This is a genomic window from Streptomyces sp. NPDC091682, from assembly GCF_044756625.1.
Taxonomy (GTDB): domain Bacteria; phylum Actinomycetota; class Actinomycetes; order Streptomycetales; family Streptomycetaceae; genus Streptomyces.
Genome location: NZ_JBIVTH010000028.1, coordinates 28,422 through 42,023, shown reverse-complemented (window position 1 = coordinate 42,023; position 13,602 = coordinate 28,422). Strand labels below are relative to the sequence as shown.

13 protein-coding genes are annotated in these 13,602 nt (G+C 69.0%); 7 read left to right on the top strand and 6 right to left on the bottom strand.

Features of this window, described 5'->3' with window-relative positions; translation table 11 throughout:
* Positions 1-242: 242 nt before the first annotated feature.
* Positions 243-659 carry a hypothetical protein gene (locus tag ACIQK6_RS37975; protein WP_402697001.1) on the bottom strand — a complete coding sequence of 139 codons (417 nt, stop codon included), beginning with the start codon at positions 657-659 and terminating at the stop codon, positions 243-245.
* A 225-nt stretch (positions 660-884) separates the two neighbouring features.
* Here ACIQK6_RS37975 and ACIQK6_RS37970 point away from each other — a divergent pair, with 225 nt between their 5' ends.
* Positions 885-1,073 carry a helix-turn-helix domain-containing protein gene (locus tag ACIQK6_RS37970; protein ID WP_329107197.1) on the top strand — a complete coding sequence of 63 codons (189 nt, stop codon included), beginning with the start codon at positions 885-887 and terminating at the stop codon, positions 1,071-1,073.
* Positions 1,074-1,190: 117 nt separating this feature from the next.
* On the opposite strand, the gene ACIQK6_RS37965 is transcribed toward ACIQK6_RS37970, so the two are convergent.
* Complete coding sequence (locus tag ACIQK6_RS37965; protein WP_402696999.1) at positions 1,191-1,565, bottom strand: DUF6223 family protein; 375 nt, start codon at positions 1,563-1,565, stop codon at positions 1,191-1,193.
* A gap of 214 nt (positions 1,566-1,779) precedes the next feature.
* Between ACIQK6_RS37965 and ACIQK6_RS37960 the strand changes: the two genes are divergently transcribed.
* Both ACIQK6_RS37960 and ACIQK6_RS37955 read left to right on the top strand, forming a co-directional pair.
* Complete coding sequence (locus ACIQK6_RS37960; RefSeq protein WP_402696997.1) at positions 1,780-2,910, top strand: sensor histidine kinase; 1,131 nt, start codon at positions 1,780-1,782, stop codon at positions 2,908-2,910.
* A complete protein-coding gene (locus ACIQK6_RS37955; protein ID WP_329107202.1) occupies positions 2,907-3,569 on the top strand; it encodes a response regulator transcription factor in 663 nt (220 codons plus the stop codon). The genes ACIQK6_RS37960 and ACIQK6_RS37955 overlap by 4 nt, the downstream gene beginning before the upstream one ends.
* Positions 3,570-3,676: 107 nt before the next feature.
* Here ACIQK6_RS37955 and ACIQK6_RS37950 read toward each other — a convergent pair whose 3' ends face one another.
* Positions 3,677-4,942, bottom strand: coding sequence for an APC family permease (locus ACIQK6_RS37950; RefSeq protein ID WP_329107204.1), 1,266 nt, complete (start codon positions 4,940-4,942; stop codon positions 3,677-3,679).
* Between ACIQK6_RS37950 and ACIQK6_RS37945 the strand changes: the two genes are divergently transcribed.
* On the top strand, positions 4,839-6,536 hold the full coding sequence (locus ACIQK6_RS37945; protein ID WP_402697076.1) for a heavy metal translocating P-type ATPase: 1,698 nt from the start codon (positions 4,839-4,841) through the stop codon (positions 6,534-6,536). The two genes, ACIQK6_RS37950 and ACIQK6_RS37945, sit on opposite strands and share 104 nt — an antisense overlap.
* A gap of 766 nt (positions 6,537-7,302) precedes the next feature.
* Here ACIQK6_RS37945 and ACIQK6_RS37940 read toward each other — a convergent pair.
* Entirely contained in the window at positions 7,303-8,214 is a 912-nt protein-coding gene (locus tag ACIQK6_RS37940; RefSeq protein ID WP_402696994.1) for a hypothetical protein, read from the bottom strand.
* Positions 8,215-9,893: 1,679 nt separating this feature from the next.
* Here ACIQK6_RS37940 and ACIQK6_RS37935 point away from each other — a divergent pair.
* A complete protein-coding gene (locus ACIQK6_RS37935; RefSeq protein WP_329107208.1) occupies positions 9,894-10,634 on the top strand; it encodes a formylglycine-generating enzyme family protein in 741 nt (246 codons plus the stop codon).
* Positions 10,635-11,211: 577 nt separating this feature from the next.
* On the opposite strand, the gene ACIQK6_RS37930 is transcribed toward ACIQK6_RS37935, so the two are convergent.
* Both ACIQK6_RS37930 and ACIQK6_RS37925 read right to left on the bottom strand, forming a co-directional pair.
* Positions 11,212-11,394 carry a hypothetical protein gene (locus ACIQK6_RS37930; RefSeq protein ID WP_329107210.1) on the bottom strand — a complete coding sequence of 61 codons (183 nt, stop codon included), beginning with the start codon at positions 11,392-11,394 and terminating at the stop codon, positions 11,212-11,214.
* A 1-nt stretch (position 11,395) separates the two neighbouring features.
* Positions 11,396-11,842: a DUF6325 family protein gene (locus tag ACIQK6_RS37925; RefSeq protein WP_329107212.1), complete on the bottom strand. Its 447-nt coding sequence runs from the start codon at positions 11,840-11,842 to the stop codon at positions 11,396-11,398.
* 314 nt (positions 11,843-12,156) lie between these two features.
* Between ACIQK6_RS37925 and ACIQK6_RS37920 the strand changes: the two genes are divergently transcribed.
* On the top strand, positions 12,157-12,384 hold the full coding sequence (locus ACIQK6_RS37920; RefSeq protein ID WP_329107214.1) for a hypothetical protein: 228 nt from the start codon (positions 12,157-12,159) through the stop codon (positions 12,382-12,384).
* A 447-nt stretch (positions 12,385-12,831) separates the two neighbouring features.
* Positions 12,832-13,476, top strand: coding sequence for a GAP family protein (locus ACIQK6_RS37915; protein ID WP_402696991.1), 645 nt, complete (start codon positions 12,832-12,834; stop codon positions 13,474-13,476).
* The last annotated feature ends 126 nt before the right edge of the window (positions 13,477-13,602 follow it).

Genomic DNA, 13,602 nt, shown 5'->3' with positions numbered 1-13,602 from the left:
CGCCCCCCCACAGTTGGGCCCCCCCCCCCCCCGCGGGGGGGTGCGCCCCGGGGTCACCACCCCCTGGGCGGGCGGGGCGGGGGGGGGGGGGGGGGCCGCCCCCCCCCCCCGCGCCGTACTCCCAGCCCTCTGCGCCACGCAGATCTAGAGGCAATCCTGGCGTTCCTGCGCGACAGCAACACAACCAGCCGGGAGGATATGGAGCTTGGACTCGCTGAAGCCGTTGCAGAGCAGGAGAGCGCTCAGGAAGATCTGAACTCCATCAGGGAGTCCCCGGCGACACAGACCACTCGGGGATTGCTCCGATCAACCGACCCGGCAGCTTCGGAGCCGAGCCGGTCCGCGACGAGGCGCTCGAACTCGTGGTGGTTGTCCTCCAGCCACGCCAGATACGACAGGGCCTGCGGCAGCAGCTCCTTGTCCCGGCTCCGCTTGTACTCGATGATCACGGGCGTCCCGTTCTCGTCCAGACCAAGTGAATCGATCCGGCCCCGATGACGTCCAGTGGGGTACTTGCTGGCCAGGAATCGGATGCCCAGCATCGTCTCCATGTTCGCCTCGATCAGAGTCAGCTGCCTCTCCAGAGCAACGGCGGACCCCCGCATCTCCGTTGCGGCCCCGCCACAGACCCGAAAGGCTCTGAGATCACTCACCGGCATGCCCCTGTTCTCCTGTGTCAGATCCAGGGAGCCAACAATCACGCAGAGGCGGCAAGTATTCCCGAGCGACGGATCAATTCTCGTGTTTTCTGAACTGCCCGCCGAGGGCGCGCGGCGGGCGGATCATAGCGAGGGGAACCGGCAGCGCCAAATTTGTTCTGGCGTGGGATGTATGGAGCAAGACCAATGCGAGGATGCCGATCCTCAACGCTCCAGGGAGTACCGATGGCCACTCAGTTCATGGACGTGAGAGAGACCGCGGAGTACCTCAACATGTCGGTGCAGTGGGTGTACCGAGAAGCGCCTCGGGCCGGGCTCGCCCCCTATCGTTTTGGAGCCGGACGCAACGCCAAGATCCAGTTCAAGGTGTCCGAGGTCGAGTCCTGGGCCAAGCAGCAGAAGATCTCGTGGTGATGGACGCAGGTATCGAAGCGGCGACGAGGAGCAGGGGCGGCGGACCGGCCGGGCGTCATGAAACGGCGCAGACAAAGGCAGTCAGGCAACCCGAGCGCGCGGTCGTGCTCGCTTAGGTCAGCCGGTGCGGCGGGAGCGGGCCAGAGTGAGCGCACCGACGACCACGGCGATCAGCCCCAACAGCAGCGCCACGAAAGCCCCGCCCCTCCCGTTGCCGGTGCCGATCCCGCTGTCGGAGGTGGCCACGACCAGCCCACCAAGAGCCATGGCGATCAGCCCCGCCACGACGGCGCCCGCTCGCCCGGAGCGGGTCCCGAATCGACCGGTGGGACGAGCTAGGGCCAGCCCGCCGATGACCACGCCGGTCAGTCCCACCAGTGCGGCCAAGATGGCACCGAGTCGCCCGGTACTCATACTGAAGACACTGGCGGCGACCGGCTGGAGCGCGATGTGCGCGGCTTCGGGTGCGGAAAGCATGTCTCGGACTGACATGAGGTGCTCCTTCACTACGACTCTGTATGGCTTGAGCGTGTCCGTCGGACCCGCCGCCGGTCGTCCAGCAGGCGCAGACACTTCTCGCTGCCGCCGCTGCCTCACCCGGCTACCGCGGACACCGCAGGCGCTGCGGAAGTACCGCGTACGCGGTAGCCCGCCGCTCGTCCGGGAGCATGATCCGCTCGGGCGGGCATCCGGCTAGGGTGCGCGCATGGGCAGAGGAAGGTTCGTGGTTCGGGCCGCGGTCAGGGACTGGGCGACAGCCGTCTGCGTGGCGGCGGCGCTGCTGGTCACCGGGCTGTCGGGGCAGCACTCCGCCACGGGCCGCCTCGACCTGCTCGGCTACGCGCTGCTGGTAGCCGGCGGCCTGGCACTGGCCGGCGGCCGTCGGGCTCCGGTTCCCGTGCTCGCCGTCACCGGGGTGTGCGCGGTGGGCTACCAGGCGGCCGGTTTCGATGTACCCGCCGTCGCGTACCTGTTCGCCGTGTACGCGGCCGTACGGGCCGGCCACCGTACTCTCACGATCGCGGCCAGTTTCGCCATGCTCGCCGCACTCCCCGTCGCCGCCCTGGTCTCGGGCATGCACGACATGGGTGAGGCGCTCGCGCGGTCCCGGGGCGCCCTGGAGATCGCCTGGCTGATCGCCGCCGGCGCCGCGGGCGAGGCACTGCGGCAGGCCGAGCGCCGGGCGGACGAGGCCGAGCGCACCCGGGAGGAGACCGCGCGGCGTCGCGCCGACGAGGAACGACTCCACATCGCGCGGGAGTTGCACGATTCGCTCGTCCACCAGATCTCGATCATCAAGGTGCAGTCCGAAGTTGCCGTACACCTGGCCCGCAAGCGTGGCGAACAGGTACCTGAGGCCCTGCTGGCGATCCAGCAGGCCGGTCGTGAGGCGACCCGGGAGCTGCGAGCGACGCTGGAAGCGCTTCGCGACGACGACACGTCTCCGCCGCGTGGGCTCGACGATGTCCCGGAACTGGTGGAGGGTGCCCGGAGGACCGGCCTGGACGCGAGGCTGGCGGTCGACGGACGACGCCCCGACGTGCCGGCCGCGGTCGAACGGACCGTCTACCGGATCGTTCAGGAGTCCCTCACCAACATCTCCCGGCACGCCGCAGCCACTACCGCATCGGTCCACATCGACTACCGCCCGGACGCCCTGACCGTCCGCGTCGATGACGATGGCAAAGCCACGTCGAACGCGGCCTCGACGCCCGGAGTCGGGCTGCTCGGGATGCGCGAACGCGTGACGGCTCTCGGCGGTCGGCTGCGCGCCGAACCGCGGAGTGAGGGCGGCTTCACCGTCCAGGCCGAACTCCCCGTGGAGCGGGCGTCGTGATCCGTGTCCTGCTGGTCGACGACCAGCCCCTCCTCCGCAGCGGATTTCGCTCGCTGCTCGACGCCGAGGAAGACATCGATGTGGTGGCCGAGGCCGGCGACGGGAAGGAAGGCCTGGCTCAGGCCAGGCAGCACCTGCCCGACGTCGCGCTCATCGACATCCAGATGCCGGTTATGGACGGCATCGAGGCGACCCAGCTCATCGCGGCAGACCCGGCCCTGGCCAACGTGCACGTCGTCATCCTGACCAACTACGGCTTGGACGAGTACGTCTTCAACGCGCTGCGGGCCGGCGCCGCCGGATTCCTCGTCAAGGACATCGTGCCGGAGGACTTTCTCCACGCGGTACGCGTCGCCGCGCGCGGTGACGCCCTGCTCGCACCCTCGATCACCCGCAAGCTCATCAACAGGTACGTCGCCCAGCCGCTCGACACCGGCACCCGCACTGGGCTGGAGGAGCTGACCAACCGCGAGCGCGAGGCCGTCGTCCTGGTCGCGCAGGGCCTGTCCAACGACGAGATCGCTGACCGCATGGTCATCAGCCCGATGACCGCGAAGACCCACATCAACCGGGCCATGGCCAAGCTCCATGCCCGTGACCGCGCTCAGCTCGTAGTCCTCGCCTACGAAGCCGGCCTGGTAACCCCGCGCAACTCCTGACATTCACTCCTGGCGGCTGCGTCTTCCTTCGCACGATCCGGCCCGGGTGCCGTGGTGCGGACCATCCCTCGATCCGGGGCGCACGCCCCAAGGCAAGCGGGCGCCGGTCAGCTGTGTACGCGGGCCTTTCGGACGCCGTAGACCGCGGCGCCGACGGCCAGGACGGCGGCGCCGGAGATGACAGAGGTCAGCGGCAGGGCGAAGGCGAGGACCATGCAGCCGACCAGACCGATTACGGGAACGGCTCGAGGCGGGCGTCCCTCGGCAGGGGTGAGGGTGTAGGCGGCTGCGTTGGCGACGGCGTAGTAGGCCAGGACTCCGAAGGAGGAGAAGCCGATCGCCCCACGCAGGTCGGCGGTCGCGGCGGCGATGGCGACGACGGCTCCGACGGCGAGCTCGGCGTGGTGAGGAACGCCGAAGCGTGGGTGGACGGCGGCCAGGGTGTGGGGCAGATGGTGGTCGCGGGCCATGGCCAGGGTGGTGCGGGAGACCCCGAGGATCAGCGCGAGCAGGGACCCGAGCGCGGCGACGGCCGCTCCGATACGCACGACGGGGACCAGGGCCGGGACGCCGGCTGCCCGTACGGCCTCCGTCAGCGGTTCGGTGGCCTGGGCGAGCCGGTCGGGCCCCAGGACCGACAGCACCGCGACGGCCACGCAGGCGTAGACGACGAGGGTGATGGCCAGGGCAAGGGGGATCGCGCGCGGGATGGTGCGGGCGGGATCCCGGACCTCTTCGCCGAGCGTAGCGATACGGGCGTAGCCGGCGAAGGCGAAGAACAGCAGCCCGGCGGCCTGCAGGACGCCGGTCGCCGTGGCGTCCGCGCCGATGTCCAGCCGCGCGGCCTCAGCGGTCCCGCCGGTCAGGCAAGCAGTGACCACTGCGGCGAGGACCGCCAGGACGATGGCCACGATGACACGGGTCAGCCGGGCGCTCTTCTGTACCCCGGTGTAGTTGAGCGCGGTCAGTGCCACCACAGCGGCCACCGCAACCGCGTGCGCCTGACCGGGCCAGACATAGGTGCCCACGGTCAGCGCCATGGCCGCGCAGGAGGCGGTCTTGCCGACCACGAACGCCCAGCCGGCCAGGTAGCCCCAGAACTCCCCGAGCCGTTCACGTCCGTAGACGTACGTTCCCCCCGAGGCCGGGTAACGGGCGGCCAGTCGCGCCGAGGACGTCGCGTTGCAGTACGCGACCACGCCCGCGAGAGCCAGCCCCAGCAGCAGCCCGGACCCGGCCGCCCCGGCCGCCGGAGCGAGCGCGGCGAAGATCCCCGCTCCGATCATCGACCCGAGACCGATCAGTACCGCGTCACCGACTCCAAGGCGCCGCTTCAGCTCGCCATCACCGGCCGGGGCCCCTACCGCGTTCATTGCCTGCTCCTTCGCGGCAGCCTGCCGCCCATGCCTGTGCCTGCGCTCAGGATCTCGGCGCACCGTAGCCGAACAAGGTGTCCAGCTGGGACGGGGGATCTTCCTGACCGTCACCGCCACCGCTGAGGACAACTCCCTAGCCCGCCTGGTGCACATCGTCCAGGACGCCCAGGAACGCAAGGGCGCAAGCCAGCGCCTCGCCGCCCGATTCGCCCGCCCTCTGGTTCCCGGCGTCCTCGTCCTGGCCGCGCTGATAGCCGTCCTGGGCGGCCTGCTCGGGGACCCTGGTGTGTGGATTGAACGCGCCTTGGTCGTCCTGGTGGCCGCCGCACCCTGCGCCTTCGCGCTGTCCGTGCCCATCGCCGTGGTCGCCGCCGTCGGCGCCGCCTCCAAGGCCGGCGTACTGATCAAGGGCGGCGCAGCCGTCGAGGCACTCGGCAGCGTTCGCGTGGTCGCCATCGACAAGACCGGTACCCTCACCCGCAACGAACCGGTCGTCATCGACGTCGTCACCGCCGACGGAGTGGACCGCACCCGCGTCCTGAGCATCGCCGCCGCCCTCGAAGCGCGCAGCGAACACCCCCTGGCCGCAGCCATCCTGACCGCCGCCGATGCGCTCCCGAGTCTTCCGGCCGAGGACGTGGAAGCCGTACCCGGCAACGGCCTGACCGGCACGGTCGCAGGAGCCCCGGCACGGCTCGGCAAGCCCGGCTTCGTCGACCCCGCCTCCCTCGCGGCCGAGGTCACCCGGCTGCAGAGCGACGGTGCCACCGTGGTCGTCGTCGAGCACGCCGGAGCTCTGCTCGGCGCCGTCGCGGTACGTGACGAAATCCGCCCCGAGGCCGCGGAGGCGATCACTCGCCTCAAGCAACAGGGCATCGAGGTGATCATGCTCACCGGCGACAACACCCGCACCGCCGAAGCCATCGCGGCCACCGCCGGCATCACCGAGGTACGCGCCGAACTCCTCCCAGAGGACAAGGCCCGTATCGTCACCGAGCTCCAGGCCCGCGGCCCGGTAGCCATGGTCGGCGACGGCATCAACGACGCCCCCGCCCTGGCCACCGCACAGGCCGGAATCGCCATGGGCGCCATGGGCAGCGACGTCGCCATCGAAGCAGCCGACGTCGCCCTCATGGGCGAGGACCTGCGCCGCCTGCCCGACGCCATCGCCCACGCCCGCGCCGCCCGGGGCATCTTCACCCAGAACCTGCTGCTCTCCGGCGCCATCCTGGTCACCCTCGTACCGCTGGCCGCCATCGGCGCGCTGGGTCTGGCGACAGTGGTCGCCACACACGAACTGGCCGAGGTCCTGGTCATCGCAAACGGCATCCGCGCCGGTCGCAAGACCCGGCTCCCGCACCACACACCGGTGCGCGAGTCTGCCCCGGCCCGCGCGGCCGCCTCCAAGTCGGAGCCGCCCACGGCGACGTCCCTGCCGGCCTCCGACGGATGCACCGACGGCTGCTGCGGGGAGTCGGCCGAGGGGCCTGGTCCGGTCCTGGCCGAAGGGAGGAGGAACCTGCTTGCCGGGATCTCCACTCCACAGCGGACTAGCAACGCCGTTGCGCGTTCATCGTCCGAAGGTCGATAGCCCCATGCTCTGCTGTTGACCACGCCGACAGTGGTGTCCTCGGACAAGCCCCCGGTGCAGGGTGAACAGCGCCCACAGACCGGTACGCAGCCGGGAGGCTGTGGCTGCTGCGGGGACTGACCCCCACACCACGCTGTACCGACTCGTGGTCGGGGCCCGCGTACGGCGTGAGCCGGCCCCGAATCGCGTTGTTCACGCCTGGCTACGGCTGCGGCGCACCCATCAGAAGGTGCCGGCAGTGACGAGTAGAAGTACGGCCGCGACCACACCGACGACGGCTCCGGATGCTACTGGTACCGTCACCTGCCGGCTGGTCGCGGCCTTGCCTAGCCGGAACCCACCACCGTCGTCGGCATGGTCCACTGCTCAGATTGGCGCTTCGACGTTATCGGTGACTCCCGCACCCTGCGCAGGGCGAGTGCGGAACCATGGAAGAGCGCAGCCATCAGGGGCGCCGTCAGAGGGTGCAGGCCGATGTGGCTGACTGCAGGCTGGATCCGGACGTGTGGTAACGCAGATTAGTTGGCAGCCGGCGAAGGTTTCCGTCCTTGGCCAGAGCTCTGTGCCGCTCCGTAGTCGGCAAGAGCGAAGCGGGCCTGTGGGCAAATGCCGACCCCGAAGCGGCAGGTCGTTCCCAGCTGGGTTGCTGCCCTCGGACGAACAGACGGCTGTCCGAGAACAGCTCAGTGCAGCAGCGACGGCCAACTCGAAGCGAGCACTGGATGCTGAGTAGCACGTTGGCGTCGGTTCGGATGCCGGGTCCCCGCTACCGCGCTGTGTGGAGGTCCTGGGTCCACACGTCGATGATGCAGTCGCCCGCAGCCACACCGGTTGGGTCAGCCGCGAGTTCCCAGACAGCCACAATGGAGAAGGTGCCGCTGACCACAGCATCGCCTTGGAACTCGTCCGTCCCGTCGCCGTCGGGGGCACTGCGGACCAAGGAGGCCGAAAGGCTGGCCTCAAAGTCGCCGCCGAAGCTGAACTCGACCGCGCCGGCGAAGCGACGGAAGTCGAGCGAGTCAACGTTGATCGTGACGAAGTCACTGGTGGCGTCCCCCGCGGTGATCGGATCGTCCGACTCCAGGGCCTCGAACGCTGCCGTCACCCGGTCGCGAATCTCATCGACCAGCTGTACGACGGGGTCGTGGAGCACGTCGTCGAGAGTGGACTCGCACACCTCCTCCAGCAACGCCACCGCGGTTCGCCCTCGACCGTCCAGAGCCACGTCGACGCGTTGGTAGTTACCCACCTCCTCCCAGACAGCGACCTCCACCAGGCGAAAGGAGTGGTAGTCCCCCAACCCCTGGTCCGTCATCGCCAGAATCTGGACGACTGCGGGAGCGTGATCCCTGAACTCCTGCCGGAGGTCAGGATCGCTGAAATCCGCCATGGCGACCTGCAACAGATGCTCAGCCACCTTGCCGGACTGGCCGAACTTCCGCACGCGCCCGATGACGGCGGAGCGGCGCATCTCGGCGGTCTTCAGCCGGGTCATCACGATGGGCGCTTCGAACGTGGCGTTGCCCTTGCCTTCCACCCCGTTGCACGGGATACAGATCGGGGCGAGGTTGTGGGGGTCGTGGATGTCGAAGTCGATCGGCAGACTGTACGAGCTCCTGAGTTCCTGCAGGCGGATCTCGCTGACGTCCTGGGGGATGATGTGGTCGATCTGGGTCACGTTGAGCTCCACCGGCTTGCTGCACCAGTAGCACTTCGAACCCCAGGCTTCCCACAACGCTAGCCGCAGGACCCTATTGGCGCCCCCCTTCCTGTAGCGGACGCTGCCAACTGTCCTGCGAACCATAGTGTTCCCCCGGCCTCTTGTTGCGAATGTGACCGTTGTACCGCAGGACATGAGGATGCGATGAACACACCGCTGCAGCCCGGCAGCCGTGGCCGGGCAATCGGGACGCGGTAAGCAGCCGGGTAGTGGGCACGGGTCGGATGACTCGAGGGCCTAGCGGGTTCGAGCGTGGTGGGGGACAGTCTCCAGGCGCTGGACCCGGTCGTCGGCCGGGTCCGTCGCCTGCGATGACGTCTCCTCAGCACTTGCCAACATGGGTGCCGTCGTGCCGGCTGCGCTGCGTTGCCACAGGACGCGGTCCGGTTGAGATCGCGGATGTGCGGGACGCGGATCTTGAGGGGCGGGCTACCGTTGCCAGGTGAATCGAGTGGATCCCCTTAGCGGCGTAGACGCCGAGCAGTTCAGCTCCGCCGTGTCCTCGGAGCTTGCCGATGCTCTGCGCTCGCAGGGACCCGATGGCGAGCGGGCCCTGAACCTGCTGCGTGACGGCGCGGCCATCCTGGCAGACCCCTCACGTTGGCAGGCCCCATACGAGATAGCACAGTCATGCTGCCGCAGCGCGATCGACAGTGTTTTGAAGCTGGCGCCCAAAAACCTGCCCGGCATCGAGGGCGCTCGGCGGGCGGTGACCGACGCTGCGAAGATTGTGGCCAAGGCGTGGCATGGGGGCGCGCTCTTTCCGGCTGTGGCGCTTGATCGTCTTGCCGATTCCGTTGATGCGCTGCGCGCCGAGGAGCAGAACCCTGGCGGCCAGCGTATCCGGCAGATCGGGTTCCTCGTCCAGCAGCAGACACGCCAGGAGCTAGGGGTCGCCGAGGTAGAGGCGGTGCGAAACTCATGGACCAGGTTCTACCGCGACACCTCCGGCGTGCTGCACGGTTCAGGTGCCGGGCCTGAGGAGACCCGCGAGCGGTTCACCGGGGTGCTCTCCGCATTCGAGCAACTGTTCCTCGGGCTCCCGGAGCGCGCTGACCGCCTGCGTGAGCTCGCGGGATTCGACTTCCCCTCCCCAGCCGACGCCGACGAAGTCGCGCTAATGACCGATCCGCGGGCTGGCGCCTACTTCTTCCGTGCCGCTACGAGCGCGCAGTGGCTCGGCCTGCTCCCGCTGGAGCGGTTGCTCCCAGAGGCCGCGCGGTGGCCAGCCCGCCCCTACCTCCAGCACCTCCTGCAGCAGAGCCCCGATCTCGTGTGCTCGTGGGTGGACGCGCACTTGGAGGACATCGCCAAGTGCGGGCCAGGCGCTCTCAGCACCGTTGTGGGCATGGTCAGCGAAGCCGGCATGGCTGCCCGCCCAGTCCTGATGAAGATCACGAAGTCGACCCAGGACCGCCACACCCTGCTGTATATCGGCTACTGGGCGCGCGATGTGGCCATGGCTGAGCGCACTCCCCAATGGGTGCAGGTGGTCGAAGCCGTCCTCCGCTCTCCGGAGTACCGCAACAAGGAAACCTGGGAGGCCGCGCAGCTGCTGGGTACGTTGTCGGCCACCGCCCATCCGGACGGCAAGCTGCGTCCGTTTGGCGACAGCCTGGCCGTGATCATCCGCAACGTTGCCGGGGCAACGCTCTCGCTTTGCCGAAACCGGCCATGTCACCGATGCCGAGCGCTACGGGGCCTCGTTCGTCTTCGGTGGCCTGCTGCCCGACGACTTCCCGCCCACGCGGGCGGTCGCCGCCGCTCCGTGGTGGCGCGAAGTGCTCGGAGCCGACTGGCGGCACCCGCAAGGCCCCGACTCCGACCTCGACGGACGCGCGGAGCACCCGGTGGTGCATGTCTCCTGGAACGACGCGCTCGCGTACTGCACCTGGGCAGGCCGAAGGCTGCCCACCGAGGCCGAATGGGAGTACGCCGCCCGAGGCGGGCTCGAACAGCAGCCCTTTCCGTGGGGCGACGAACTCCGCCCCGGCGGCGGGCATCGGATGAACGTGTGGAACGGGTCGTTTCCCGAGCACAACACTCTTGAGGACGGCTACCTCGGCACCTGCCCCGTGGACGCCTTTCCCCCGAACGGCTACGGCCTCCACAACATGACCGGCAACGTCTGGGAGTGGACGGTCGACTGGTTCCACCCCGTCTGGCATGCCACCGGCCCCTGCGAGGACCCGACCGGCCCACCGACCGGCACCGCGCGCGCCCTTCGCGGGGGCTCCTACCTCTGCCACGCCTCGTACTGCCGCCGCTATCGGGTCTCCGCCCGGATGCCCAACACGCCGGACTCCTCAACCGGCAACATCGGCTTTCGCTGTGTAGCTCCGGCCTCGGAAAGTCGGATCTCCCATCCCCTTGTTTAGGGAGCGGACGGCGGTGCGGATGCCTCCCACGATCCCGTAGCGATCGGCTGAGGATGACCCGCGCCGGGTGCTGCGCGAGATGCGCGCCTGGCCGAAACCAGCCATCGTCGAGAGAGGAGGCGCCATTCGGCTGAATCTGCCGGAGGCGCAGGTGGCCAAGGCGAAGGAGGCGGACCGAATGCCCCATATCCGACGCCCGCGATGGCGTGAAGGAACGCTCCCGCCGCCATCGGCTTCGTGGAGATCGTCAGAGAGATGATGGGTGGTGAGCCACCGAACGCATCTGAGCCGGGGACCAAGCCGGCGGCCCACGACAGGGCGCAGCCCGGACTGGGCGGGTGGATCGTCTTCGTGGCCATCTGGCTCTGGGGGCGACGACGATCGCCCACGCCGTAGAGACTCTGGTGAAGAGCATCAAAGACATGTTTCGAAGCCACGCCTGAGTTGAGAGGAACCCTTGACGGGACCCGCTACCGGCACCCGTCGTGGTTGTGGAGGCCTGCCACTGATTGCTTCCCGGCCGCCGCCTGGACGACCGGGAAGAGCGCGCCGTCCTGGACCGGCGGTGAGGCTCGGGTCAGCGCCGGTCGCGGCGGTCGTCCCGGCGGTCTTCACGGTCGTCCCGACGGTCCTCGCGCCGGTCATGGCGGCGGCCGACTCCGTGGGCGACGACAGCTGCCGTGCCTGCGACGGCCGCGGTGCGGGCGACGGGGGCGCCGATGACTCCGCGTCGTCCTCTGCGCATGGGTCCGAGGGGCATCTCATTCTCCTTCTTTGTCGGCTTCGATCGAGGCCAGGATGGCCTGGATCGGAATACGTCCGTTGGCGATGAGCTGGCCTCCCGAGCGGCGTGCGGCGGAGGCGAAGGGCCCCGCCCACACGTTCTCCCAGACCAGCACCCCGGCCGTCGTGCCGGGCTTCATAGCGGCGGCCAGGTTGACGACGTCCTCTTCGGCGAGAAGGCCGGCCAGCTTGGCCTCTGCGGCGCGCAGTTCACCGGCGTCCTCAAGGTCTTCGACCTCCAGTACGTCGAGCTCGCCGTCTGCCCCCTTCGTGAGGATGATCAAGTCCAAGACCCGGATGGTCTCCGAGGTGACGAGCTTGTCGAGCTCTGCGGCCATCTCGCCGGTGAAGTTCGAGGTGGCCGGCGGGAACTCGACGACGAGGTAGTCGACAGGACCCAGTTCTTCTGTGTCAGTCGATGTCATGTCTGCGCTTCCGTTCTCTCGATGAGCGGCATGTCTGCGCTTCCGTCCTCTCGATGAGCACCCGAGAGCGCCCACATGATGAAGACGTTGATGGCGATGGGCACGGTGGCCGGGAAGGGCCGAGCGGCGGCCAGAAGAAGTTAGCGTTCATGGCCTACCCCGCGAGCGTGATACCGCGCCGCTGATATGAAGCGCCACCGGCGAGGGCGATGAGGACGCCCGGGAGATGAGGTGATCGTGCCCGTCTGCATGTCAGCCTCGCACGGTGGCTGAGGGCCCGCATCCTGGCCGAAGTCCCCACCTGGACGTGGTAGATGCCGTCTGCTTCAACCGGGAGATCTCGGAGCAACCTGCACGCCGTCCTGCCCGGGGGAACCCTGCTGAGCGAGGTCATCGCCGTGACCGTGGGCCTGAGCATCATCCTCCACGGAGCATCAGCTCCCTCCCTGGGCAACCGCTACGGCGCATGGTTCACCAGGAAACTCCGCGTGGAACCGAACCTGCGCGAGAACGCGCTCGCGGATTACGACGCCCCACCCTGACGGGGGCGGGCAGTTCTGGGGGACAGCGACGTCGAGCCGCCGCGAGGCCCTGCCCACGGTAGTGAGAAGTGCAAGACCGAAGCGGTCTCGCGCCGGGCAGGTGGAGGGTGAGCACCTCCGACATCGGCTACAAGGTGGTGGTGTCACGCCTTGCCGGGCGCCGTCAGTCAAGGAGGGGCGCCCGCGGTGCTCGGATCTACCAGAGTGGCGTCGTGGAGGATAGCGCGGTGTTCCTCGTCGGTGGGCGCGCGGTGCCATTCGGTCGGCCAAGCTCCTCCCGAACCCGGCGCGCGGCGTTCGGGGACGTGCGCGTGGCCTGCTTGACCGGTCGGGCCGCCGCCCGCAGAGTCGGGATGCGGTGCCGCGACAGCGCCGCTCGACCCTGTTCACCCGCTTCTCCCGTCCAACGGCGGCAGATGCCCTCGACCTCTGGGAGGGACCGCGCTGATGGTGCTCGACCTGATCGTGATCGGTACGGCCATCACCCTGGGACCTCTGCACAACAGTGCCTTCATCCTTCTGCTCGCCTCGCGGCGTGGTGTTCGCAAGGGCATGGCGTTCTTGTTGTCGTGGCTCGCGAACCTGGTCGTGGTGATCGCATGCGTGCTGCTGCTGACCGGGGGTGAGCCCCCGGCCCGCCACAGCCCGCCGTCGATGGCCGTGGCGTGTGTGAAACTCACCATCGGCGTGGGGCTGGTGCTGTACGGCGCGCACCGGCGCCGTCGGCCGCCGCGCCCGCACGGCCCGCCGCGCTGGACCGCCAGGGTGGACGGTGCCTCACTGGTCACGGCGGCCGGGCTGGCCTGGCTGTTCCAGCCCTGGGCGCTGGTCGGAGCAGGCGCCGCCACGGTCGTCGCCGCGGACCTCTCCTCCGTCGACGACTGGCTCGCCCTGATCGGCTACTGCCTGCTGGCCACGCTCAGCCTCATCGTCATGGAGATGTACACGGTCTGGGCACCGGCGGCCGCGGATGCCAGGTTGAACGCCCTGCGGATGTGGGTCGAGCAGCACCAGAACCAGCTGATCGTCACGCTCTCCTTGTTCGTCGGCCTGTGGCTGACAGCGGAGGGCATTTACGAGCTGGTCGCCTGACGGCACGTGTGGCCGCTACGCCGCTGCCGGCGGTCGCGGGACTGCACATCGTCGCGGCGAACAGGCTGTCGGCGCCCTGGACACTGTGACCGATGACAACGGATTCAGTGTCAGGCTCACTCGTCC

Excerpts from the sequence above, each read along its gene's own strand:
- ACIQK6_RS37925 (WP_329107212.1), bottom strand. The coding sequence starts at position 11,842 with ATGACATCGACTGACACAGAAGAACTGGGTCCTGTCGACTACCTCGTC.
- ACIQK6_RS37970 (WP_329107197.1), top strand. The coding sequence starts at position 885 with ATGGCCACTCAGTTCATGGACGTGAGAGAGACCGCGGAGTACCTCAAC.
- ACIQK6_RS37965 (WP_402696999.1), bottom strand. The coding sequence starts at position 1,565 with ATGTCAGTCCGAGACATGCTTTCCGCACCCGAAGCCGCGCACATCGCG.
- ACIQK6_RS37915 (WP_402696991.1), top strand. The coding sequence starts at position 12,832 with ATGGTGCTCGACCTGATCGTGATCGGTACGGCCATCACCCTGGGACCT.
- ACIQK6_RS37950 (WP_329107204.1), bottom strand. The coding sequence starts at position 4,942 with ATGAACGCGGTAGGGGCCCCGGCCGGTGATGGCGAGCTGAAGCGGCGC.
- ACIQK6_RS37920 (WP_329107214.1), top strand. The coding sequence starts at position 12,157 with ATGCCGTCTGCTTCAACCGGGAGATCTCGGAGCAACCTGCACGCCGTC.
- ACIQK6_RS37975 (WP_402697001.1), bottom strand. The coding sequence starts at position 659 with ATGCCGGTGAGTGATCTCAGAGCCTTTCGGGTCTGTGGCGGGGCCGCA.
- ACIQK6_RS37960 (WP_402696997.1), top strand. The coding sequence starts at position 1,780 with ATGGGCAGAGGAAGGTTCGTGGTTCGGGCCGCGGTCAGGGACTGGGCG.
- ACIQK6_RS37930 (WP_329107210.1), bottom strand. The coding sequence starts at position 11,394 with ATGCCCCTCGGACCCATGCGCAGAGGACGACGCGGAGTCATCGGCGCC.